The 24816-nt window shown below is 28.7% G+C and carries 29 protein-coding genes and 1 other annotated feature; of the genes, 6 read left to right on the forward strand and 23 right to left on the reverse strand.

Annotated features, from left to right (window positions below; all coding sequences use genetic code 11):
* Positions 1-121 precede the first annotated feature (121 nt).
* The 5 genes from CLPU_RS14735 to CLPU_RS14755 form a co-directional block, all read right to left on the reverse strand.
* The gene (locus CLPU_RS14735; protein WP_050378634.1) at positions 122-1141 is read right to left on the reverse strand and encodes an S-layer homology domain-containing protein; all 1020 of its coding nucleotides are present in this window, start codon (positions 1139-1141) and stop codon (positions 122-124) included.
* 263 nt (positions 1142-1404) lie between these two features.
* A complete protein-coding gene (locus tag CLPU_RS14740) occupies positions 1405-2832 on the reverse strand; it encodes a HAMP domain-containing sensor histidine kinase (RefSeq protein ID WP_235436194.1) in 1428 nt (475 codons plus the stop codon).
* Positions 2829-3515 carry a response regulator transcription factor gene (locus CLPU_RS14745; RefSeq protein ID WP_050378636.1) on the reverse strand — a complete coding sequence of 229 codons (687 nt, stop codon included), beginning with the start codon at positions 3513-3515 and terminating at the stop codon, positions 2829-2831. The genes CLPU_RS14740 and CLPU_RS14745 overlap by 4 nt, the downstream gene beginning before the upstream one ends.
* A 22-nt stretch (positions 3516-3537) precedes the next feature.
* A complete protein-coding gene (locus CLPU_RS14750) occupies positions 3538-4116 on the reverse strand; it encodes a class I SAM-dependent methyltransferase (RefSeq protein WP_200898613.1) in 579 nt (192 codons plus the stop codon).
* 115 nt (positions 4117-4231) lie between these two features.
* The gene (locus CLPU_RS14755) at positions 4232-5785 is read right to left on the reverse strand and encodes a 2-isopropylmalate synthase (RefSeq protein WP_200898614.1); all 1554 of its coding nucleotides are present in this window, start codon (positions 5783-5785) and stop codon (positions 4232-4234) included.
* Positions 5786-5836: 51 nt separating this feature from the next.
* Positions 5837-6101, reverse strand: a binding site (T-box leader).
* 122 nt (positions 6102-6223) lie between these two features.
* Here CLPU_RS14755 and CLPU_RS18085 point away from each other — a divergent pair.
* Together CLPU_RS18085 and CLPU_RS14760 are read left to right on the forward strand one after the other, a co-directional pair.
* Entirely contained in the window at positions 6224-6358 is a 135-nt protein-coding gene (locus CLPU_RS18085) for a hypothetical protein (RefSeq protein WP_268760485.1), read from the forward strand.
* A gap of 44 nt (positions 6359-6402) precedes the next feature.
* The gene (locus tag CLPU_RS14760) at positions 6403-6717 is read left to right on the forward strand and encodes a hypothetical protein (RefSeq protein ID WP_050378640.1); all 315 of its coding nucleotides are present in this window, start codon (positions 6403-6405) and stop codon (positions 6715-6717) included.
* Between the two features lie 3 nt (positions 6718-6720).
* Here CLPU_RS14760 and CLPU_RS14765 read toward each other — a convergent pair whose 3' ends face one another.
* The 3 genes from CLPU_RS14765 to pyrE (CLPU_RS14775) all read right to left on the reverse strand — a co-directional run bounded on the left by CLPU_RS14765 (position 6721) and on the right by pyrE (CLPU_RS14775) (position 8850).
* Positions 6721-7497 (reverse strand): patatin-like phospholipase family protein, encoded by a 777-nt coding sequence (locus CLPU_RS14765; RefSeq protein WP_050378641.1) that lies wholly within the window; start codon positions 7495-7497, stop codon positions 6721-6723.
* Between the two features lie 101 nt (positions 7498-7598).
* Positions 7599-8177, reverse strand: a complete 579-nt coding sequence (locus tag CLPU_RS14770) for an NAD(P)H-dependent oxidoreductase (protein ID WP_050378643.1) — start codon at positions 8175-8177, stop codon at positions 7599-7601.
* Between the two features lie 130 nt (positions 8178-8307).
* A complete protein-coding gene (gene pyrE / locus CLPU_RS14775) occupies positions 8308-8850 on the reverse strand; it encodes an orotate phosphoribosyltransferase (protein WP_050378644.1) in 543 nt (180 codons plus the stop codon).
* 323 nt (positions 8851-9173) lie between these two features.
* Here pyrE (CLPU_RS14775) and yedE point away from each other — a divergent pair, with 323 nt between their 5' ends.
* The 4 genes from yedE (at position 9174) to CLPU_RS14795 (ending at position 12225) form a co-directional block, all read left to right on the forward strand.
* Positions 9174-10268, forward strand: a complete 1095-nt coding sequence (yedE, locus tag CLPU_RS14780; RefSeq protein WP_050378646.1) for a YedE family putative selenium transporter — start codon at positions 9174-9176, stop codon at positions 10266-10268.
* Complete coding sequence (locus CLPU_RS14785) at positions 10261-10473, forward strand: sulfurtransferase TusA family protein (protein ID WP_050378648.1); 213 nt, start codon at positions 10261-10263, stop codon at positions 10471-10473. Before yedE ends, CLPU_RS14785 begins: the two co-directional genes overlap by 8 nt.
* An 8-nt stretch (positions 10474-10481) precedes the next feature.
* Entirely contained in the window at positions 10482-10751 is a 270-nt protein-coding gene (locus CLPU_RS14790) for a putative Se/S carrier protein (protein WP_050378650.1), read from the forward strand.
* Between the two features lie 301 nt (positions 10752-11052).
* Positions 11053-12225: an SAM-dependent methyltransferase gene (locus tag CLPU_RS14795; protein WP_050378653.1), complete on the forward strand. Its 1173-nt coding sequence runs from the start codon at positions 11053-11055 to the stop codon at positions 12223-12225.
* Between the two features lie 98 nt (positions 12226-12323).
* On the opposite strand, the gene CLPU_RS14800 is transcribed toward CLPU_RS14795, so the two are convergent.
* The 15 genes from CLPU_RS14800 to CLPU_RS14870 form a co-directional block, all read right to left on the reverse strand.
* Entirely contained in the window at positions 12324-13460 is a 1137-nt protein-coding gene (locus CLPU_RS14800) for an aryl-sulfate sulfotransferase (RefSeq protein ID WP_050378654.1), read from the reverse strand.
* Between the two features lie 68 nt (positions 13461-13528).
* Positions 13529-14320: an ABC transporter ATP-binding protein gene (locus CLPU_RS14805; RefSeq protein ID WP_050378656.1), complete on the reverse strand. Its 792-nt coding sequence runs from the start codon at positions 14318-14320 to the stop codon at positions 13529-13531.
* Positions 14321-14331: 11 nt separating this feature from the next.
* Entirely contained in the window at positions 14332-15168 is an 837-nt protein-coding gene (locus CLPU_RS14810) for an ABC transporter permease (protein WP_200898615.1), read from the reverse strand.
* Positions 15169-15234: 66 nt separating this feature from the next.
* On the reverse strand, positions 15235-16236 hold the full coding sequence (locus CLPU_RS14815; protein WP_050378658.1) for an ABC transporter substrate-binding protein: 1002 nt from the start codon (positions 16234-16236) through the stop codon (positions 15235-15237).
* A gap of 24 nt (positions 16237-16260) precedes the next feature.
* Positions 16261-17169 (reverse strand): methyltransferase domain-containing protein, encoded by a 909-nt coding sequence (locus CLPU_RS14820; RefSeq protein ID WP_050378660.1) that lies wholly within the window; start codon positions 17167-17169, stop codon positions 16261-16263.
* 336 nt (positions 17170-17505) lie between these two features.
* Complete coding sequence (pyrE, locus tag CLPU_RS14825; RefSeq protein ID WP_050378662.1) at positions 17506-18075, reverse strand: orotate phosphoribosyltransferase; 570 nt, start codon at positions 18073-18075, stop codon at positions 17506-17508.
* 6 nt (positions 18076-18081) lie between these two features.
* Entirely contained in the window at positions 18082-18984 is a 903-nt protein-coding gene (locus CLPU_RS14830) for a dihydroorotate dehydrogenase (protein WP_050378663.1), read from the reverse strand.
* Positions 18977-19717 carry a dihydroorotate dehydrogenase electron transfer subunit gene (locus tag CLPU_RS14835; RefSeq protein ID WP_050378665.1) on the reverse strand — a complete coding sequence of 247 codons (741 nt, stop codon included), beginning with the start codon at positions 19715-19717 and terminating at the stop codon, positions 18977-18979. Before CLPU_RS14835 ends, CLPU_RS14830 begins: the two co-directional genes overlap by 8 nt.
* Entirely contained in the window at positions 19707-20567 is an 861-nt protein-coding gene (pyrF, locus tag CLPU_RS14840) for an orotidine-5'-phosphate decarboxylase (RefSeq protein WP_050378667.1), read from the reverse strand. Before pyrF ends, CLPU_RS14835 begins: the two co-directional genes overlap by 11 nt.
* Positions 20554-21762, reverse strand: coding sequence for a dihydroorotase (locus tag CLPU_RS14845; protein ID WP_050378671.1), 1209 nt, complete (start codon positions 21760-21762; stop codon positions 20554-20556). Before CLPU_RS14845 ends, pyrF begins: the two co-directional genes overlap by 14 nt.
* Before the next feature lie 3 nt (positions 21763-21765).
* Positions 21766-22197, reverse strand: coding sequence for an aspartate carbamoyltransferase regulatory subunit (locus CLPU_RS14850; protein WP_050378673.1), 432 nt, complete (start codon positions 22195-22197; stop codon positions 21766-21768).
* Positions 22198-23121, reverse strand: a complete 924-nt coding sequence (pyrB, locus tag CLPU_RS14855) for an aspartate carbamoyltransferase (protein WP_050378674.1) — start codon at positions 23119-23121, stop codon at positions 22198-22200.
* A gap of 369 nt (positions 23122-23490) precedes the next feature.
* Positions 23491-23739 (reverse strand): spore coat protein, encoded by a 249-nt coding sequence (locus tag CLPU_RS14860; RefSeq protein WP_050378676.1) that lies wholly within the window; start codon positions 23737-23739, stop codon positions 23491-23493.
* Between the two features lie 17 nt (positions 23740-23756).
* The gene (locus CLPU_RS14865; RefSeq protein ID WP_050378678.1) at positions 23757-23963 is read right to left on the reverse strand and encodes a hypothetical protein; all 207 of its coding nucleotides are present in this window, start codon (positions 23961-23963) and stop codon (positions 23757-23759) included.
* A 235-nt stretch (positions 23964-24198) separates the two neighbouring features.
* Entirely contained in the window at positions 24199-24636 is a 438-nt protein-coding gene (locus CLPU_RS14870; protein ID WP_050378680.1) for a GNAT family N-acetyltransferase, read from the reverse strand.
* Positions 24637-24816 lie beyond the last annotated feature (180 nt).

A 24816-nucleotide genomic window follows, 5' to 3' on the forward strand; every position in this document is an offset into this window, starting at 1 on the left:
CATAGCTACAAGCTTTTTGGAACCACCTGCATAGCAGGTGGTTTTCTACATACAATAAAAAATGACTATCCATATGATAGTCATCAAATTAAAGCAACCAAAACGATCGCTCTTTAATTATCTAATTTATAAACATTTGTGTCCAATAAGTAACTCCATTTTTCTTTACATATCCAACACCTATTTTTCCAAAATTAGATGAAAGAATATTAGCTTTATGTCCTGGCGAGTTCATCCATCCATTTACCACGCCTTCTGCAGAAGAATAACCTTTAGCTATATTTTCTCCAGCTGCCATATACTTAATCCCAAATTTCTTCATCATTTCAAATGGACTACCATAAGTTGGAGATGTATGGTCAAAATAATTTTTGTCAGCCATATCTTGTGATTTAATACGAGCTACTTTTCCTAAATTAAAGTCAATAGTGAAAGGAGCTAGTCCTATTTTATTTCTTTCAATATTAGTTAATCTTACTACTTCAGATTCAATCTTAAAAGATATTGTTCCATATATAACCGTAGCTGCTTGAGCTCTTGTAGTATTACTATTTGGTGAAAATTGAGTATTACTTACACCACTCATTATTCCACTTTTAATAATTCTTGCTACGTCAGTTTTAGCCCAATTAGGTATTTGAGCTTTATCATTAAACTTTGATAATATATTATTTACTTCGTTATCAGTTACACTAATATCATTTTTTAAAAATCTACCTACTATAACAGCTGTTTCCACTCTTGTTATATTGTTATTTGGTTTAAAAGTTTTATCTTCATATCCTGCTATTAATCCATTATCAACAGCTGTAGCTACATACGATGAATACCAATCTCCTACACTAACATCTTTAAAGTTACCACTGTCTGTTGATAAGTTCTTGAAAAATGGGTCTACTATGAGTCTCGAGAATTCTCCTCTTGTCACATTGTTTTCAGGTTTAAAAGTTCCATCTGGATATCCTGATATTGTTCCTGATGATGCTAAAGTTTCAATATACTGTTTTGCCCAATGATTATTAGGAACGTCCTTAAAGGATATATTAGTACCATATGCTACTGTAGAAACAGAAGTATTAACTAGCACAACACTTAGAGCAATAAATAGTACGAATAGTTGCTTTAAAAATTTGTTTTTCAAGTTTCTCATCCTCCTACTTTTGTATGTATCATTATATATAGTAATTAATGTTAACATTTTAGACGAATTACTACAGGAGTATTATAGACTAATCAATAATCTTTTTCAATGATAGCTGATAAATATTAATTTACATATTAAATATATTCATATTATTTTCACATATATTTAATGATATATAAAAATATCTTAAAATAATAATAAAAAATGATAAAGAGACTTAAGTCAACTTTATCATTTTTATTTTTTAAAATTCAAGTTTCTTATTCTTTGTTCAGTTTAATATGAATAGTTATTTTATTTTCTTTATATTCAGCCCAGATATCTCCATTATGAAGTTCTATTATCTTTTTAGCGATAGCTAGTCCTAATCCTGAACTTTCATTTTCCTTTCTTGATTTATCTACCCTATAAAATCTTTCAAATAGTTTTTTTACTTCTTTTTCTTTGAAATCTTTAACTTCATTTGTAAATGATATATTAACATTATTAATATCCTCTTTGATTTTCACCTCTATACTAGATGGTTTCACACTATATTTGATAGCATTAGTTAATATATTTTCAAAAACCCTAATTATCTTGTCAACATCTACATTTAATATTATGTCTTTATGAGGAATTTGTTTTATAACTTTTAAATTATTTGTATCAAGTACAGGTATATATTCTCCTATTAATTGTTCTAATAGGCTACATACGTCCATTTGTGTATAGTTTAGCTCTATTTTAGAATTTGAAAGCTTAGTGTATTCAAAAAGTTCATTTATCAGATTATTAAGATTTTGAGACTTATTGTATATTGTTTCAATATATTCTTCATATTCCTCTTCAGTCTTGTAACTTTTTTTTCTTATTAAGTCAAGATAGCCAATAATAGACGTCAAAGGTGTTCTTAAATCATGTGAAACATTAGTTATAAGTTCATTTTTTGTATTTTCAATTTCTCTTTCTCTATCAAACTTTTCTTTAAGCTGAATAGACATACTATTTATACTTTCTGATAATTCTGCTATCTCATCACCACCATCTACTTCTAATATTTCTCCTAGGTTTCCTTTAGCTATTCTTTTTACTTTTCTAGAAATATATTTTATATATTGAACTCTTTTATTTATCATAAAGATAAAAGTTATTATAAATGCTACTATACTTAGAATAAGACTAATTAATCCGATTCTATTATCAAGTTTACCCATTTCCCAATCATATTTTTTAGGATATTTAAAAATTAAATAGAATACCTGATTTTCTTTATAAAATGGATAAAAAATAAGTTCTTCCTTGTCATTATATTTAGTATAATTTTTTTCGTAACCTACTCTAGATCTATATTCATCCATTATATATCTAAAGTCAACTTTTTCATTAAAATCATTTTGATTTCCATAAATTAAATTTCCATTAGAATCTAGTATTAATATCTTTATATTCATATTCTTTGTTTTACTTTTGATGAACTTATCAAGTTCATTATTAGAATTTATTTTTATTTTGCTATTTTCTAATCCTTTTCCTGTTTCATATATATACTTAGATATATGATAATAACTGTTTTGTTCACGTAAATTAGATATAATATTTTCTTGTATATATTTACATATAAACAGTACACTAAAAGATACAATAAAAGATATTATTATAGCCCTTAATAGTTTAACACTAATTTTATTTCTCATATTTTTAATCATATTTTATATCCTACTCCCCAGATAGTCTTTATATAAACTGGTTTTTTAGGATCTTCTTCTATTTTTTCTCTTATCTTTGTTATGTGAACCATAACTGTATTGTCAGATTTAAAGAAGTCTTCTTTCCAAACATGTTCATATATTTTACTTATACTCATAACTATTCCTTTATTTCTTGCTAAAAGTTCTAATATATCGAATTCTTTAGGAGTAAGTCTTATTTCTTTATCACCTACGTTTATCTGTCTAGTATCTGTATTTATCGTGAGATTTCCTATTTCAATTATATCATTGCTATACTCTGTATCTTTATTATATCTTTTATATCTTCTTATTTGAGATTTAACTCTTGCTATCAATTCCATAGGATTAAAAGGTTTTGTAATATAATCATCTGCACCTGATGTTAGACCATGTATCTTATCTATATCTTCTGATTTTGCCGAAATCATTATTATAGGTGTATGTTTTTCTTCCCTTATCTTAATACAAGCCTCTATACCATCCATTTCGGGCATCATTATATCAAGTATTATTAAATCTACCCTTTCTTTTTTTAGAATATTGATAGCTTTTATAGCATCTTCTGCTTTAATAGTTTGATATCCCTCATTTTCCAAATATATGGAAATCAAATTTCTTATCTTTTCATCATCATCTACTATTAGTATTTTTTCTTGCATATCTTTTGTTTCACTCCTTATGCTAATTATTACAATCTAGTACATATGCTGGGGGTATATTCTTTATCTCTTTTCTTACATATATATTATCAAAATATTGATTAATAAAATCTTTTTTCAATAAGGTATATTGAAAAGTTATAAACTTTCCATCTTTCTTTAGTATCTTCTTTGTTTCATATAATATTTTATCTGATAGTTTTTGAGGTAGACTAGCAAATGGTAATCCTGATACTACATAATCTACTTCTAAAATATCATATAGTTTTAGATATTTATATATATTTTCAGCAGAATCATTTATAACATATACATTGTTTTCGTCTTTATATTTGTCTTTTAATATTTTATAAAATTTATAGTTTATTTCAAATACCATTATTAACGTATTTTCATTTTTACTTTTAACTAACTTATCAGTAAATACTCCTGTTCCTGCACCGTATTCAACTATGCATCTTGTATTTTTAAAATCAATTCCTGATATCATTTTATCTGCAAGGTATTTTGAGCTAGGTATTATTGCACCTGTAAATCTAGGTTTTCTTATGCATTGTTTAAAAAACTCTGAATACTGTTTTATTATATTTACGCTTATCATATTTCACTCCCCCTAAAGCTCAACTTAATTTGTAATAATAGTTTAGAAAAAAATGTTTAAAAAAAAGGCCATAAAAATCTTAAGAATTCTTAAGTTTATATGGCCTTATAAGTATCTATATCATTTCATCTAATATAATTGTATTTATACCATTAATAAAAGCTAATGCACTTGCTTTTATAATGTCTGTATCCATAGCTCTAGAGAAATAATTCTTTCCTTTGTGTTCTATAGTAATACCTACTCTTCCTAAAGCATCTTTTCCTCTTGACATGCTATTTATTTTATACTGTCTTAGCTCAACATCAAGCTTAACAATATTTTTTATAGCTGTATAAAGAGCATCTATAGGACCGTCTCCAATAGCACTTTCTTTTAAAGTTTCATCACCTCTTTTTATTATTACTGTAGCTGTAGGAAAATTATCATTACTAATGACTTGTATAGAATCTATATTGTATAGTTTTTTTCCTATTTTATTAAAATCATTATATACTTTATCCTCAATAATGTTATAGTTTTTTTCAATTAAATAAACTAAATCTTGATGATAAATTTCTTTCTTAATATCTGCTAATTCTAAAAACTTACTAAATAACTTATCAAACTTATCTTCTTCTACATCATTTATACCTAAGCTTTCAATAGCATTTTTAAATGCATGTCTTCCTGACCTTGCAGTTAAAACCAATTCCATGTTATTTACGCCTACATCTTCTGGATCTATAACTTCATAAACATCTTTAGATTTTAACAATCCATCTTGATGTATTCCTGAAGAATGTGCAAATGCATTATCTCCAGTTATTGCCTTATTAACTTGAACATCTAATCCCATTAATCCACTTACAAGATCAGATGTAGACTTTATTTCTCTGGTAATGATATTTGTATCTGCATCATAGTATTCTGGTCTAAGTTTAAGTCCCATTATTACTTCTTCTAATGCTGTATTACCTGCTCTTTCTCCTATTCCATTAATAGTACATTCAATTTTATCAGCTCCATTTTTTATTGCTGCAAGAGTATTAGCAGTAGCCAATCCAGTATCATTATGACAATGAACACTTAGAATAACTTTATCATTCACATTTTTAATACGATAATTTAATTTTCTTATTAATTCCCCAAATTCTTCTGGTACTGCATATCCAACTGTATCTGGAATATTTATCATAGTAGCTCCAGCTTTTATAACAGCTTCTACTGTCTTCCAAAGATATTCAAATTCACTTCTCGATGCATCTTCTGTAGAATATTGTACTTCTGGAATAAAGCTCTTAGCATATTTTACTGCTTCTACACCCATATCTAGTATCTGATCTTTTGTTTTATTAAATTTCTTGTCCACATGGACATTAGAAGTCCCTAGAACAATATGAATTAATGGTTTTTGGGCATACTTTACACTTTCATATACTGACTTAATATCACTTTTAACAGCTCTAGCTAACCCTGTTATCATTGCTTTATCTCCAAATTTCTTTGCTATCGTTTCTACTGCTTCAAAGTCCCCAGGTGATGATGATGGAAATCCGGCTTCTATAATATCTACATTTAGTTTTATTAACTTATTAGCTATCTCTAACTTCTGATTAATATTAAGTTTCGCTCCTGGTACTTGTTCACCATCCCTTAATGTAGTATCAAAGACTAAAATTTTTCTCATAATAACTTCCCCCTTATTTATTTTTTATAAAACAAAAAAACCTCGTCTCATTAAAGAGACGAGGTTGTATTCCCGTGGTACCACTCTATTTGACTTTATATATAATTATATAAAACTAAAGTTCATAACTAAACAAAAGTCCACTTTTTCAATAGCCAACACTATCTATTCTTATAACGGAGAATTCCGATATGCTCTACATTATCAAGCAACAGCTCATAGGCGAGTTCAAATAATTGAAATTATTGACTCTCACCAAACGTCAACTCTCTGAGAATTTCTTTTTCATTCTACTATTCCTAATCTAAGCCTTTATCTATGTATTATTTTTTAACATATTATCATAGAAATTATTAGTAGTCAATACTTTTTTTAGTATATTATATTCTGTAACATTAGCTTCTAAAATTAATATAATAATTTAAAGGAGTGATTTTATTGAAAAATAAAATAGATCGAGAAGATGTCAAACATGATATTACTTTAATTATATCTACTGCCCTATTTATTTTACTCGCAGTAGGCATAGGAACTAAGCCTGGCCCATTACCTGTAGAAACTATAATTTCTTAATACAAAGTTTGCATCGTTTTACTTAACTATAAGGAGGATACCTTATGATTTCACAAAAACAGTTAGACCTATTAATAAAAAATACTCTATCTCAGCTTGGATTAGATGGTGATAAAGATAAAAAAAAAAAATGCAGAGATAAATTATTAAACTTAAGTCCTGCCCAGATATTAGTAGTAACTGGAATACTAACAGACGTTCTCACTATTGATTCTCTCCTTATAGATAAAGACCAGAAAATACAAATAGTTCTAGCTGGATCACTAAAAAGAAAAACTGAATTAGATAAAGCACTAGATAAAATAGGTAAGCAACCCGTTGATGAGGTTTTAAAAAGTATTTTTGATAGATTAAGATAGGTTTTAAAACCTTATCATACTACAAGTATTGTATCCTTCTTCAAAAAGTCTTTTACAAAAGTCACCTTCAAATCTTAATGTATCTATAGGTGTAAATTCAGTTTTTGGCTTTATGACTATAATATCCTCTTTATTATATTGTTGATACAAAAATTCTGGAACTTCATAGTCCTTATTAAATACTATAAGAAAAAGTTTGTTTACTTTATCATTAACAAAAGGATGTACTAGGTTATTATTTAATATTCCACCATCTAACTTATAATCGTTATACACTCCCGCTTGCAGGTCTTTTTTAAACTCTTCAAGTGATTGTTTAAAATCATAGTTTTTTAGTACATGCTCTCCCTCCATATCTTCAGAAACTTTACATGGAAGTAAAGAACTGTATTTTATACATTCAAGGATTTCATCTTTTTTGAGCTTAGTAATATCTACTATGACTTCTTTTGGATGATAGTTTTGTATATGTACATAATTTAAATATATCGATTTTATCTCTTCATTCTGACCTTCTAAATCATACAAAATATCTATTAAACTTTGATTATCAATAACTTTAGAATCTTTTTTTAAACTTAAAAATTGGAGTCCATCAATATTGTGCCAACAATCTCTCATTTTTTCTATATTGTTTGTGTAAATAAAGTATGAATTTATGGCTCCAATTGATGTACCTGATATAACATTAAATGCTATGTTTTTTTCTTTTAAAGCATATATAGCACCTGCTTGAAATGCTCCTTTTGCTCCTCCACCTTTTAAAAAAATTCCGTTCAATAATACCACCTCATTTTTATTCTTTAGTCAAGATTAAGACCTCAGTCTTTAACCGAGGCCTTATTATAGTCTATTATTTATTTTAACAGTTTTTCAAAATCTTATAACAGCTTAGATAATGATTCCTTTACTTGATTTAAGTATTCTATAGCTTTTTCCTCATTAGCTCTTGGTAATCCACCAAATAGCTTTCTATCTACTACTTCCATAGCACTGAACTCAAAAATCCCTTTATTTATAGTAGTTTCTAGAGCTTTGTCCATTCCATTGTTCTCATATGTTTCATTGAGTGAACCCATTGGGTTAAATAAGAATACTTTTTTACCTTCCAACAATCCTTTTGATCCACTTTCTGTGTACGTATAAGCAAAGTCATATGCAAACACTCTATCTATATATCCTTTTAATATACTAGGAATTCCCCACCATATTGGAAATATAAAAGTTATTACATCAGCCCAATTTATATAATCCTGCTCTTTTCTTATTTCATCTGGCAATATTCCTTCTTCTGAATCTTTCAATTCTTTTAGTGATAGGACTGGATTAAAATTTATTGCATAAAGATCTCTTACTTCAACTTCGTGTCCTTTTTCCTTTGAATATTCTTTTACTAACTCTTTTATTGAATGTGAAAAACTATTTGGATCAGGATTGGCATAAACTATTAAATTTTTCATTATAACTCCTCCTTTATCATCTTATAGTTCTTTATTTTACCTCAATGTATATATTTTCCATTATATCACAATTTTTCAGTTATAAAGTAGTATACCCTTATATATTCATTAAAAACATATCTATATACTCTTATTTTCCTTCCCTAATAGGTAAATCCTTTTTACAAAGTGGACAATCTTTTTCTTCAAAGCTTTTAAGGTTTAGCTTTCTACAACTATATATTGGATATCCTATATCAATGCCTTCTTTATCTACTATACAAGCAACTCCTATTACTTTTGCCATTAAACTTTCAAATAATTCTATTATTTCTTTAGATGTTTTACCTGTTGCTACTACATCATCTGCTATAAGTATTTTTTGTCCTTCTTTAATCTCAAATCCTCTTCTTAATGTCATCTTACCATTTTTTCTCTCTGTAAATATTACTGGTTTTCCTAATTGCCTTCCTATTTCATATGCTACAATTATACCTCCAATAGCAGATCCAACAATTATGTCAAAATCTAAAGTTTTAACTTTATTCACAACAATTTTTAAAAATTCCTCTGCTTTATCTGGATACTGTAAAAGTTTTGCACATTGTATGTATTTATCACTATGTTTTCCTGATGATAAAATAAAGTGTCCTTCCAAAAGTATTTCTTTTTCCTTTAAAGTTTCTATTTTCATATTATGTCCCTTCCCCCTTGACTTTTAAGGTCATAAACTACTCCTAAAAAGAGGTACTTTTTATTTAATATTATTAATAATATAATTCTGTTTTTTGTAATTATATCATAATGCTAGTGTTTATTCATAAAGTGAAACTTGTTTCAGATGTTGACTTAATTATTTTCTCCTAGTATTCCTATTTCCTATCATGTGTTTTGACTGTATAGAGATTATCTATGAGAACATTCCTCTTATCACCATTTTCTATTTCATTATTTTTTACAAATTTTGTATAATTATATATGATATTGACAGATATTTTTCAAAAGGAGGCTTTATAAATGAGTGGTAAACGTAAAATGTTTATCTATGGGGGAATTATAGGTCTTATTGGTGCTATTCTTATGAAAATGGGAAATCCTGGTAACATGGGTATATGTATTGCTTGTTTTTATAGGGATATTGCTGGTGCTGTAGGTCTTCATCGGGCAGAAGTAGTTCAATACATAAGACCTGAAATTATTGGATTTATTTTTGGTGCTTTTATTATTGCCATTTTTAAGGGAGACTTTAAATCTAGAGGAGGCTCTTCTCCAATAGTAAGATTTTTCTTAGGTTTCTTTTTAATGATTGGTGCATTAGTATTCTTAGGTTGCCCTTTAAGGATGATTCTAAGGTTAGCTAATTGGGACTTGAATGCTCTTGTTGGATTAGGTGGATACGTCTTTGGGATTTTTATTGGTATTCAATTCTTAAAGAAAGGTTATACTCTTGGCAGAAGTGTAGAACAAAGCAAAATATCTGCTTACTTAATACCTATTGTAGCTGTTGTTCTTTTAATTTTCCTAGTTATTAAACCTGCATTTATTTTCTTTAGTACAGAAGGACCTGGCTCAATGAAAGCTCCTCTTATCTTATCTTTAATTCTTGGCATGGTAGCTGGTGCTATTTTACAAAGAAGTAGAATTTGTACTGCTGGTGGGTTTAGAGACGCTATGCTTATTAAAGATTACCATTTTCTATGGGGTATATTGGGAATATTTACTTTAAATTTAATTGCTAATCTCATCTTAAACTTTGATAATTTTAATATTAGTTTTGCAAACCAACCTGTTGCTCATACTAATCAACTATGGAACTTTTTAGGAATGGTACTAGCAGGAGTTTGTTCATCTCTTCTTGGGGGTTGCCCAATTAGGCAAACTATTCTTGCTAGTGAGGGAGATACAGATGCGGGAATCACAATTCTTGGTTTAATTGTAGGAGCCGCTTTTGCTCATAATTTTGGTTTAGCTTCTAGTGGAGAAGGAGCTACTGCAAATGGAAAAATTGCTGTTATTGTTGGTATAGTATTCGTTCTATTTATTGCTTATAGTATAGTAACAAGTAAAAATAAAGAAGAAATCCAGAATAAAGGGGTTGTAAAGAATGCCTAATATATTAGATGCTAGAGGTAGATCTTGTCCTGAACCTGTTATTATAACAGAAAATGCTATTAAATCTAACCCTAATAGTTCTCTCAAAGTTTTAGTTGATAGCTATGCAGCTGTAGAAAACATAACTAGATTTGTTACTAAGAAGGGTTATAATGTGAATATAGAAGAAAATAATCATGAATTTACTCTAAATATAAAAAAATAGGTGATCTCATGGAAGAATCTTATTGCATAGTCACATTTCATATTACTCAACATTCTTTAATATTTGAAAAGATTTTAAAAGACAAAGGACTTGAGGTTCAACTAATGCCTGTGCCAAGACAGATTAGTTCTAGTTGTGGTATATCCGCCAAAGTTTCTTGTAATAAAAAAGCTAAAATCCTTCAACTTTGTAAGGATGAAGATATTCATATTGACTCCTTTCATAGGGTTGAAAATCAAAAAAGAAATAATTGGTTTTTAAAGTACCTAAAAAAATAGCCATCTAATATATTAGATGGCTATTTTTTTATTTGATAGTATAAGTCGATTATTATTTGAGTTGATAATTTAATCATATCAAATTTATATTTACCTTTATTCAAAAATTTGAGTTATCTATATGGACCTTAAATAAACTAGAAGTATATAATTCTTACCTATGAAATCTAATTTATCAGATTTAAATTTATCATTGAAATATTTGTTATAAATTTCCTATAATGTGTAAATACTCTAGAATAAGATAAAACTTAGCTTTTAAACAACTTATGAAAATCATTAGTTTATTGGAGGTATTAGCATGATAGATAAAATGCTTTATAAAACTATACTAAAAAACTCTCTTTCAGATCCTGCTGAAATTCAGTTCTGGGATGGAGAAGTAGTAAGATATAACGAAGGCAGTCCTCAGTTCAGAATTGTTTTTAACAAATCAATTCCTAGAAATAAAATAATGAGTGATGCATCTTTAGCCTTTGGTGAAGCTTATATGGACAAAGTATTAGATATAGAAGGTGATATCGAGAAAGTAGTATCATCTATCTATAGTAGCAAAGACAACTTTATAAACGGAAGCAAGCTTTATAGAAGAATAAGTAAGAGTATTTCAAACACAAAAAAGAAAAGTAAAAAAGATATTTCATTTCACTATGATATTGGAAATGATTTTTATAAACTTTGGTTAGATGAAACTATGACTTATTCTTGTGGATATTTTAAAAATCCAGACGACGACTTAAAAACTGCACAGTTAAATAAAATGGATCATATTCTTAAAAAACTAAATTTGAAGCAAGGTGAAACTTTACTAGATATTGGCTGTGGTTGGGGACATTTAATTATTATGGCTGCCAAAACTTATGGTGTTAAAGCATTAGGGGTTACATTAAGTAAGGAGCAGTATTCTAAAGTAAAAGAAAGAATCAAAGAAGAAGGACTTGAAGATTTGGTAGAAGTAGAATTAATAGACTATAGAGATATTAAAAATCGTACTTTTGATAGAATAGTAAGTATTGGAATGATTGAACATGTAGGGAAAGATAATATTCATGAATATTTTGATAAAATAAATAGTCTATTAAATGAAAATGGTCTTTCTGTTTTACACTGTATTACATCACCACAAGAAGGAGCTACGAATGGTTGGATTAACAAATATATCTTTCCAGGAGGTTATATACCAAGTGTATGTGAGCTAATAAATAATATGACGGATCAAAAATTTTTTATTATAGATATGGAAAGCTTAAGAAGGCATTATAAACAAACATTACAAAACTGGTCGAGAAACTTTGAAAATGCAATAGATGAAGTAAAGAAAATGAAAGATGAAAAGTTTATTCGTATGTGGCGTTTATATCTTAATTCATGTGCAGCATCTTTTCATTGTGGTAACATAGACTTGCATCAATTTATTTTTACGAAAAATGTTAAAGATGATATTCCTATGACAAGAGAATATTTATATCAATAAAAAAGAGCTAAAATTTTATAGCTCTTTTTTTATTTTATGATAATTAATGTATAATTTATAATATTATCAACTATTTTTAAACTTATGACTTTATACTTCTACTTTTTAAGTTGAAGGAGTTCTGATGGAGCATATCTATATGATCTGAAAACTTGATTATTTATAAAGTTCTTTTCTATTCTACCTTCTTGATATTCCGAGAAATAAGGATTTATATATTCCCAGACAACTTCTCCTGACTTAGTTACTTCAAACAATCTTCCTTTAAATCCTTCAGTTATTAGTGTATTTCCATTTGGAAGTCTTCTAACTCCTGAAACATATGAACTAAAAAAATTAGTTTTAGGATTATCTTGATATTCCCAAACAATTTCTGATGTTTTAGGATCTACCTCTATTACTCTTGAATATATAGAAGGATCTGATTTTCTCTGAGATCCATTGTCAAATATAAGAATATTCCCATTATCTAACCACGTTGGAGCATGTTGTTGTGCAACTACATCATGTCCAAGCTTCCATATAATTTTACCAGTTTCTTTACTAATAATAACTACTGTACTTATGTTTCTAAAACTTACTAAAATATCTCCACTTGGAATTACTTCTATACTGTTACCCATTGGCCAATGGTCTCGACAATCTTGATCAGTTATTGGATGATTTATTAGTTCTTCTACGTGTTCCCAAGAATGCCAATCCCAAACAATCTCTCCTTCAGGATTTATCTCAATAATTCTATCAGTCCAAAATCCACTCTCTGACTCACTTCCAGGAAGTCCACCTTTTATCTTATCAATGATACCTTCTGGTGCTTTTTCAATACATAATAAAATTGTATTTCCATTCTTAAGTCTACGAGCATCATGACTATGATTTTCATTATTATACTCCCATACGATCTCGCTATTCCAATTGACTTCAACAAGAGCACCTCCTTTATATAGAGGCCAAAATGGAAAGCATCTATCATCACTATCTGGAAGTGTCCAAGCATTATAGAAAAGATTTCCATTTTCTAAGATATATCCATATTGTCCTGGAGGATATGGTAAATTCCATTTGTGAACAACATTTCCCTCCATATCAATTAAGTATACTGTTCCATCACTAGAAATAGGTGTAAAAAGTGTATATCCCTCAAAAGCTTTTTCTCTATCATAAGCAATAAGTCCAGTTCTCAGACGTCTTTGTGTTTGTTGATCTACATTTGTATTTTTTTCAGTTAATGACATGATAATCCCCCTTAAATATTATTTATATTGTCATAATTTACAATATTATATTTATATAAAATCTCTTGCTATATTTGATATTCCACACTCAGATCTACTATTTTAAAAAATTCTTCATAAACTGTCTTTTTTATATTCACATAATTAAGACTACTACTATCTCTAGGTCTTGTAAGATTGACGTCCACTATTTTTTTAATAGTTCCTGGTCTATTTGACATTACAACTACTCTATTTCCAAGATTAATAGCTTCATCAATATCATGTGTAACCATTATCATAGTAGTTTTTTCTTTTTCCCATATTCTAAGAATTTCTTGTTGCATATTAATACGAGTTATAGCATCTAATGCTCCAAATGGTTCATCTAGTAATAGTATTTTAGGTTTATTTACTAATGCTCTTGCTATACTAGCCCTTTGTTGCATTCCACCTGACAACTGATGAGGGTATGCTTTTTGAAACCCCTTAAGTCCAACTAGATCTATATGATGTTCTATTATCTCTTTTCTATCTTTTTTACTTACCTTACCCCTTAATCCAAATCCTATATTATCTTCAACAGTAAGCCATGGAAAAAGCCTTGCTTCTTGAAATACTACACCTCTCTCAACACTTGGACCGTCTATAGATTTATCTCCTAAAAGTATTTCTCCATCGTAGTTATCTTCCAATCCCAATATTAGTTTAAGAAGTGTACTCTTTCCACATCCACTTGCCCCTATAATTGAAATAAACTCTCCTTCTTTAACCGTAAGATTTATGTTTTCAAGAGCAAGCATATCCTCATTTTCAACTTCAAAATACTTGCTCAGATTATTTATTTTTAGTGTTAAGCCTAAGTTTTCCTCGCATTCCATAGCACTTACCCCTAACTTTTCATATTAACATTCCATTTGAGGGCCTTGACTTCTATCTTTTTTATGATTTTTTCAATTAGAAATCCTACAAGACCTATTGAAAACACTCCAGTAAACATTTGCTCAGGTTGCATAATTTCTCTAGCATACATTATTTGATATCCTATTCCTGATTCAGCTGCAACAAGTTCGGCTGCAACTACACACATCCAAGCTACTCCAACACTTATTCTAATTCCTGTAAATATATGTGGAAGTGCTGAAGGTAAAACTACATTTAATAAAGTTTGGATTCTATTTTTTTCAAGTACTGTTGACACTTCAAGATACTTTTTATCTACAGACTTTATACCATCTATTGTATTAATTAGAACTGGCCAAAAACTACCTATTGCTATCACAGCTATTTTAGATCCTTCATCAATTCCCATCCAAAGTATCAGAACAGGTATCCAAGCAATAATGGGAATCGGCCTTAAAAAGCTTATTGTAAAACTTAACGCTATCTCTAACTTTTTAGATAATGCTATAATTATTCCAAATATTAACCCTAAAGTAGTACCTATTAAAAATCCTTCTACCACTCTAAGTAAACTAACTCTCATATGCTTAACAAGTTCACCAGATTTTATCATTTCTACAAATGTATTAAAAATACTAGAAGGTGCAGGTAATATTACAACCTTTACATAACCAAGTCTTACGCCTATTTCCCATACTACTAATATTATTAAAGGAGTAAGCATGGCTATCAAAAATTTATTTATTAAACTAAATTTACTCAAAAAGTTCTTGGAAGACTTACTTCTTATCTTATGTATTTTTAATGAGGCATTATTTTGAGCCAATTAATTTCCTCCTTTAAAATTCTAAGAATTGAAATTTAAATTTAATTTACTCCTTTGCTTTTTATACTATTTGTCTAATAATCCAGCTGACTTAAAAAAACTTTTATTATACACAGACTCTACTTTTAACTTCTTATTTATGATTTTTGACTGTTCTAGAAAATTAATCGTTGAATTAAATTCTTTAATATCGTCATCTGATAGGCTTATTCCTGGCTTTTTATTAGAGCTAATTTTAACTAAAAGTTCTTCAGGAACTTTAGCTTCAGTAGCTATAATTTTAGCTGCTTCTTCTTTATTTTCATCTATCCATATACTTGTATCATTGTATACTTTCAAAATTCTAGTAGTAATCTCAGGATACTTTTTACTAAAATCATTTGAGGCAGTAAGTATAATAACTGATCTTTTATGCCCAGTACCATCAAAAAGTAATTTTCCTACTTTTTTAGCTTCAGCAAGTGAAACAAATGGTTCTATAGAAATAATTGCATCTACACCATTTGTGGCCAATGCATTTACGCTGTCTCCTGGTTTTAAATTAATCATCTTTACATCATTTTTCTTCAATCCTGCTTTGTCTAAATATATGGATAACAAGTGTTGATTTACTGTTCCTATTCCTAACCCTATTTTTTTGTCTTTTAGATCTTTTAAATTTTTTATATTTGATCTGCCAGATACAACTAAACCTTGATTTTTTTCTCCTCCATCAAATGCACCCACTATACTAATTGGAACACCCTTTCCTATTCCAGTTAATATTGGTTGATCTCCTGTTAATGAGATATCTATTTTTCCTGCTATAAATCCCTCTACTATAGGAGATCCTGAGTCAAAGGTTAAATATTCTATCTTTATTCCATCCTTTTCAAACTCTTTCTCAAAAACCTTTTTCTCTTTTGCAACTAAATTTATAGCCTCTGCATTTAATCTAGCTATTCTAATTACTTCTGGCTTTTTTATCTCAGACTTTTTAGATGTTGTTGAATCTATTTTAGCCTCACATGCTACTAAAAAACTCACTAAGATCATAGTTAATAAGACTAATCCAATTATTTTTTTCATAGTAATATCTCCTTTTTCAATTTCTTACTTCATCCCTCCATAAACAGCATAATTAAAATACTTAAAAAGTATATCTACATTTTTAAACCCTATATTCTCCATCCAATGAACTTGATCTATTAACTTTGAAGGACTATCCTCCTCGTAGTATTTTCTCATCCATCTATTATTTACTTCTTCATAATTTATAGATTTACACATAAACGCTTTCCACTTAGAAATGTATAGATCCTGAATTATATTATTACTTCCTAAAACAAGATCTAAGTTGTAAAATACTCCTTCGTCATATAAAGAATCATATATTTTTTTAAAGAAATTCTTTTTATCATCATCTGTAGCTAAATGGTGAAGTGAAAGTGATGAAACTATTACATTATATTTTTCTTTAAAATTATATGAGTAAAAATCTTCTATTTCATACTTTACACCACTATATCCATATAACTTTAATTTAGCCATTTCAGTCATATTTCTAGAAATATCAAGACAAGTTATTTTAGCATTTTTAAATTTATCTTTTATCACTTTAGATACATTACCTGTTCCTGCACCAAGATCTATAACCTTTATGCTATCGTTTTGATCAAAGGGTATTACTGACACCATAGAATGTATCATTTGCTCATAGCATGGTATCAGCTTGGATATTCTGTTATCATACTCCTTTGCCTCTTCTTCGAAGTTTTTCTTAATTTTTTTTATAATATCAGCTCCATTACTACTTAAATTGTAACTAAATAACTTATCTATAGAAACTTCAAAAATAGCTGCTAAAATTGGTAATAACGTAATATCTGGATAAGATAAGTCATTTTCCCATTTCGATACTGCTGTAACTGAAACGCCAACATAATTTGCCAGTTGACTTTGTGTAAGTTTTTTTGACTTTCTTAATTTTTGGATCATATCACTTATTTTTAATTCTCTCATTTAGGTGCACCTTTCTAATAAGATATTGATATATCCCATATGTAAAGTATATACACCTACTCCCCATAAAACAATTGAGAGGTAGTTAATTTAACGATTCCAATTAAACCTATAGTTTAAGTCGGTATTTGTATGCTATCTTTACATATAAGAATATTAAGCATATTGTTAAATAATATAAAAAATGCTTCTTTAAAAATATATATCACATAAAACTATATTATTTATAACTTTCAAAATAATATTGTAAAATTTACAAAGCTATTAATTAAATATACAAAAAGAACTCTTACATCATTAATAGTTGTAAGAGCTCTTTTTATATTAATGTTTCTACTAAGCCTTTATATTTCTACTTCCTGGTTTAACTATTTCTAAACCTTCTTTACAAAGTGAACATTCTTCTTTATCAAAGCTTTCTATATTTAGTTTTATACAGCTATATATTGGGTAGTCTATTTTTGCACTTCCTCTGTCTACTATACAAGCTATTCCTATTACTTCACCACCTAGTGCTTTAAGTACCTCTATCGTTTCTAATGAAGATTTACCTGTTGTAACTACGTCTTCCATTATAAGAATTTTTTGTCCTGGTTTAATTTCAAAACCTCTTCTTAAAGTCATTTTACCTTCTTGTCTTTCTGTAAATATTGATGGTTTTCCTAACTGTCTACCCATTTCATATGCAGCTACTACTCCCCCCATAGCTGGACCTACAACTATATCAAAATCTAAATCTTTAACTTTATCCACAGCCACCTTTAATACTTGCTCTGCTTTATCTGGATATTGTAAAAGTTTTGCACATTGTACATATCTGTTACTATGTTTTCCTGAAGATAGTAAAAAGTGTCCCTCTAAAAGTGCCCCTACTTCTTTTAATGTTTCTGTTACCATATTATCCATTATATATTACCTCCTTGCAATTCCTTTGATTTCTTTTAACGACTTTATTCCTTCTTGTTCCATAAATTCTTTAATTCCATCTATTATATCCAAACATATATCTGGCTTTACAAAGTTTGCACTACCTACTTGGATTGCATCTGCTCCTGCCATTATAAACTCTATTGCATCTTCTGCATTCATTATTCCGCCCATTCCTACTACTGGTACATTTACAGCTCCAGCTACTTCATATACCATTCTTAAAGCTATTGGCTTTATACATGCTCCTGAAAGACCTGCAAATACATTTTCAAATACTGGTTCTCTTTTTCTTATATCTATTGCCATAGCTTTAAAAGTATTTACAAGTGATATTGCATCAGCTCCTCCTTCACAGCACTTAACTGCCATATCTACTATATCTTCCGCATTTGGAGAAAGCTTAACCATGACTGGCTTTTTGGATACCTGTTTAACTTGTGATACAACTGATTTAGCAGTTTCTGACTTTATTCCAAATGCCATTCCTCCGCACTTAACATTTGGACATGATATGTTTAATTCTATAATTTCGACGTCTGTATCATTTAGCTTTTCTACTCCTGCTAAATAATCTTCTATAGTTCCTCCACCTAAGTTTGCTATAGTTACTGTATCTAGCTTTCTCATTTTTGGTAATTCAACATTTATAAATTCATCTATTCCTGGATTTTGAAGTCCTATACTATTTATTAATCCACTTCTTGTTTCGTGAATTCTTCTACCTTCATTTCCGTCCTTTGGGTTAATAGTAAGTCCCTTTGTAGAGATTCCTCCAAGTTTTGATACATCATAGTATTCTAAATACTCTTCTCCAAATCCAAATGTTCCTGATGCTGCTATTACAGGATTTTTTAGCTCTACTCCACAGATATTTACCTTAAGCATCTAGAAACACATCCTTTCCTAAGAACACTGGTCCTTCTTTACATATTCTTTCTCTTCCTCTAGTTGTTTTACATGTACATCCTAGACAAGCTCCAACTCCACAAGCCATATGACTTTCAAGTGAAACATATGCTGGTATATTCGCTTCATTACATATTTCCGTTACTTTTTCCATCATCGGTGTTGGTCCACAACATAGTACAACCTCATATTCTTTTGGATTAAATATATCTATTATTAGTCCTTTATGTCCATGAGAGCCTGTATTTGTAGATATCTTTACATCATTTGTATATTCTTTTATATAGTCTACTGAGTATATTTCATCTCTAAATCCTGCATAAAAGTCCACTGTACAGTCTTTTAGTTCTTTTACAGTATAATATAATGGTGCTATTCCTATTCCGCCTGTAATCATTGCTACTTTACCTTTTATATTTTCAATATCAAATCCATTTCCTATAGGTCCAAGTAGCTCTATCGAATCACCTTTTCTTAATGTGCTAAATAATCTTGTTCCTTCTCCTCTTACTTCATAAAGAAATACTATTCCATTTTCATTTACATCATGGATACTTATAGGTCTTGATAAGAATGGATCTATTCCCCATGAGCGTAGCATATAAAATTGTCCTGGCTTAACATTATAATCTCCACTTATAGTCATTTTGAAGATATTTTTAGCTATTTCTATATTTTCAAATACTGTTTGTTTAGAGTACTTAGATGACATTTCTTATAGCCTCCCTCATATTTAAAGCTTCTTCTCTTGCATATATATCAAATTTATGTTCTCCATCCTCATGTTTCTTATATGCTAAGAGTATTCCTCTAGATGAATTTACTACTCCACCATTTCCATTTTTTAAACATACAGCTACATCTTTTGCTCCTCCACCTTGAGCTCCGTATCCTGGTATTAAGAAGAACATTCTACTTAGTTCATCTCTCATTTGTATTCCTTCTTCTATATGAGTACATCCTACAACTCCACCTATTGCACTATATCCACATTTTCCTAGATATCTATCTCCTAGTTCTTGTATCTTTTTCCCTACTACATTATAGATTCTTTCATCATTTTCATCTTTAATGTACTGTATATCTTTAGCACCCTCATTTGAAGTTCTGACTAAAGCAAATAATCCTTTTCCTTTATCTTTTACATAACTTAAATAAGGTTCTATACTATCTAAGCCCATATATGGACTTAATGTTATAAAGTCGCTTTCAAAATCACCTTCAAAATGTCCTTTTGCATACATCTCAGCAGTTTTGGATATATCTCCACGTTTGATATCAGCTATTATTATTGCTTTCTTATGTCTTAAGTAATCTAAAGTTTTTTTGTATCCTATCATTCCTTCAAGTCCATAGGCCTCATAATATGCTATTTGAACTTTAAAACAAGCCGAAACATCTAGTGTTGCATCTATTATTTTTCTATTGTATTCAAATATAGCATCTGATACTGAATTATATTGTTTAACTAGTTTATTTGGTATATAGCTTAAGTCTGTATCAAGACCTACACACACATGTCCGTTTTTATTTACTACTTCATATAGCTTATCTATCATCATTTGAATAACCCTCCTTAGAGTACACAACTTTTCCAGCCTTTATAGTTTTTTCTACTATTCCATAGGTTTCTATACCTTTAAACGGAGTATTCCTGCCCTTTGATGCAAAATCATCTGGATTTATCTTGTATTTGTTATCTATGTCTACAAGTACTAAGTCACCGTCAAATCCTATTTTTATTTCGCCTTTATTTAGTTTCATAAGATTAGCAGGATTCTTACTCATTATCTTTGATAATTCATTTAATGTTATGTGTCCTTCTCTAACTAACTTTGTATAGGATACTGAGAAAGAAGTTTCTAATCCTACTAATCCTGGTGCCCCTTTTTCTTTATCTTCAGTAGTATGTGGTGCATGATCTGTAGCTATCATATCAACCCATCCATCTTTTATACATTTTATTAAAAAATCAACATCTTCTTGATTTCTAAGTGGAGGATTAACTCTAAAGTCAACTTCATTTGTAAAAGCTATATGGTGTGGTGCTATCTCACAAGTTACATCATAACCTCTTTTTTTAGCTTCTATTATATATTCCATAGCTTCTATAGTACTTACATGTGCCATATGCAACTTAGCTTTAGTATACTTAGCTAGTTCTATGTCTCTTGAAGTTATTATATTTTCAGACAGTCTAGTACAAAATGGTGTTATATCTTCGTCTTCTGCATGTGAAATTATAACTAAATCTTTTTCTTTTGCCTTTATCATTGTATCCAACATAACTTTATTGTTTAAAACACCTTTTCCATCATCTGATATAAATCTAACTGTATCTGGTAAATTATCTAGGTGCCCTATATCTGTACCATTGAAATCCTTCGTTATTGATACAGTCTGGTGTATATCTACAAGACCTATTTCTTTAGCTCTATTCAACACATATTCTACTATTTTTTCATCACTACATATAGGTTTTGTATTTCCCATTAGATTTACTGCTGTATAACCACCTCTTATCGCTGATTTGCTTCCTGTTTCTAAATCTTCTTTATATTCGTATCCAGGTTCCCTAAAATGTACATGTAAGTCGATAAATGAAGGTAGTAATGTAAGTCCATTAGCATTTATTGTTTCACAATCTTTGTATAGATCCTGTCCAATTTCTTTTATTATTCCGTTTTCTATATATACATCTCCTATTAAATCTTGAGACCAGTCTACTATCCTAGCATTTTTTATCAGTAGTTTCATATCTTACACCTCCGAAAAAGTGTGCAGTTCATCACAATATTGACACTTGTATTGTCCTTTTTCTTCATCTAGTAAAAAGAATACATGTGGAATATTTGCTTCTACTGATGTGACACATCTTGGATTTTTACACTTGATAACATCTTCTACTCTATTTGGGGTACTTAACTTTATTTTTTTCTTTATAACTTCATCTTCTATGATATTTATTGTTATGTTAGGATCTATAAGTCCTAATACTGTAAAATCTATGTCTATAGCATTTTCAATCTTTATAATGTCTTTTCTTTCTTTTTTATTACTAGGAGCATTTTTTATAAGTGCTACTGTAAATTCTGCTTTATCAAGTCCTAAATAGTTATATATTTTTATTCCATATCCTGCTTTAATATGGTCTATGACTACTCCTCTTTTTATACTATTTATACTTACCATTTAGCACACCCCCAGTAATTTAGCTATTAAAGCCATTCTTACATACATTCCATACTGTGCTTGTTTAAAGTAACATGCTCTAGGATCTTCATCTACTTCATATGATATTTCATTTACTCTTGGTAGTGGATGAAGTACTATCATATCCTTTTTTGCATTATTCATTTTTTCTTTATCTAATATATAGCTATCTTTTAATCTTATATAGTCTTCTTCGTTGAAAAATCTTTCTTTTTGGACTCTGGTCATATAAAGTATATCTAGTTTTTGTATACTATCTTCTAGTTTTTCTATTTCTTCAAATTCTATATTATTTTTTTCTAATACTTCTTTCTTAATATATTCAGGGACCTTTAGTTCCTCTGGAGAAACTAGTATAAACTTTATATTTTCATATCTTGACATGGCTTTTATAAGTGAATGAACAGTTCTTCCAAATTTTAAATCTCCACAAAAGCCTATTGTTAGATTGGATAGTTTTCCTTTAATAGCTCTTATAGTTAAAAGATCTGTTAATGTTTGTGTAGGATGCTGATGACCACCATCTCCAGCATTTATTACAGGTATGTTAGAATAAAATGAAGCTACCTTTGGTGCTCCTTCTTTTGGATGTCTCATTACAGCAATATCAGCATAGCAACCTATAGTTCTTATAGTATCTGCTATACTTTCTCCCTTAGCTACTGAGCTTGAATTAGGTTCTGAAAATCCTATTACTTTTCCACCTAATCTATACATTGCTGCTTCAAAGCTGAATCTAGTTCTTGTACTTGGTTCATAAAAAAGTGTTGCTAAAAGTTTTCCATTACATATATCTTTAAAGTTTTCTGGATTTGCTATAATCTCATCTGCAAGATTAAATATTTCTTCAAGTTCATCTATACTAAAATCCATTGGTTCTATTAAATGTCTTCCTTTTAACATAATATCTCCTCCTTTTCAGTCTCACAGGACTAGTTTAAAGGTTTGCAATAAAAAAAGCCTTCCTTTTTACGGGAAGGCATAGTTATCTCATTCACGTCTTAAGTATATATACTATAAAATTCTATGTATACTTATAGACAGACATAATTATCCTATTCATAATAACTTTCCTTCCCAATCTCTCTGGATTAGATTAAAGGTTCTTTAAAGTATGTTATCATGAATAAATAAAAAAATCAATATAAATTTAGTCTTATTAGTTATTATTAGTTTTTTATTTTAACTATACTTATCATATATTAATTTATCATAATTTTTAGCATAATTGCAAAAATAAAAGGACTCAAAAGAGTCCTTCTAACATAAAACTTATCCTTGCATTAAATTACTTTTAACGTCTTGAATTTCTTGTTGAGTAGCTGCTTGAGCTGGTGCATAGTATCCTTTTTTCTCAGCTATTTGGTATAGTTGATATTGAAATTGTTCAGCTCCATCCCTTAATTGTTGTAAAGCACTTCTTAATTGTTGATTTGAACACTCAGATATAGCTACTTCATAAGTGTTCATACTTGATTTAGTCATAGATAAAACGTCATTAACTATTTCTTTTTCTTGCATATTATTCTACCTCCTTATTATAATGATTGAATTAAGCTTTGAGCAGTAGTATTTGCTTCTTGAGCAGCTTGTTGAAACATTTGCTTTATTTGAGCATCTTCACATTGGTTAGCATACTCATTTAATTTTTTTCCCATTAACTGATGTGAACTTACAATCTCTCTTAAATTTTGTAATTCAATTTGACTTATTTGACTTAAATTAAGTGTGTTTTGTAAAGCCATAAAAAACTCTCCCTTCTTTTTTTAATTATCCTTTACTAGTTTGTCTCAAAACATATTATTTTATTACATAAAAAACTGGATTTTTTGATGTTTTTCACTAATATATAGTTTTCTCACAATAAAAATATATTTAAATTGCAAAATTTCATAAAATAATAAATTCGTAAAATCTTATATTTATATAAACATATAAGATTTTACGAATTTTTAAGTAAAAATTAGTTTATAACTATATTTATTTAAGATATTTTTTGAAAGCTAAATTATCTTTACTATTAAATCCTAAATTAGTATAAAATTTATGTGAAATTTTTCTACTTTTATTAGAAACTACAATTATATAGTGGCAATTGTTTTCATTGGCAATTTGTTCTATTTTTTTAAAAAGCATTTTTCCATAACCTTTCCCTCTGTAGTTTTCATCTATAATAACATTTTCAACAACTATAAAAGGTCTACATTCTCCTGTTAAATCATTGCATAGTATGACAGTTGCTGTTCCAACTAACTTTTTATTAATTTTTACTCCAAGTAAATAATGACTAGGATTAGATTTTATTTTATTAAAAACCTTTTTTAATGTATTTATATTAGTATTTTTACTAACAAGCTGATAGTAAAGTCTAGATAGATCGGCTAACTCTGACTCTTTTACTCTTTCTATTGTTGTCAAGGATATCATCCCCTATTTATGTCTTTTACTTTAAAATATGTAGTTTAGTTAAATATTGGTACTCTAATAAAAAAGCATTATTAATAATATAGTATCTATTTTCTTAAAATCTTTTCAAAAGCTTATGTTCTCTATATTCAAAGTATATATATATGAATAATTGGATATTGAGATTTTTTA

It is taken from the genome of Gottschalkia purinilytica, from assembly GCF_001190785.1.
Lineage (GTDB): Bacteria > Bacillota > Clostridia > Tissierellales > Gottschalkiaceae > Gottschalkia_A > Gottschalkia_A purinilytica.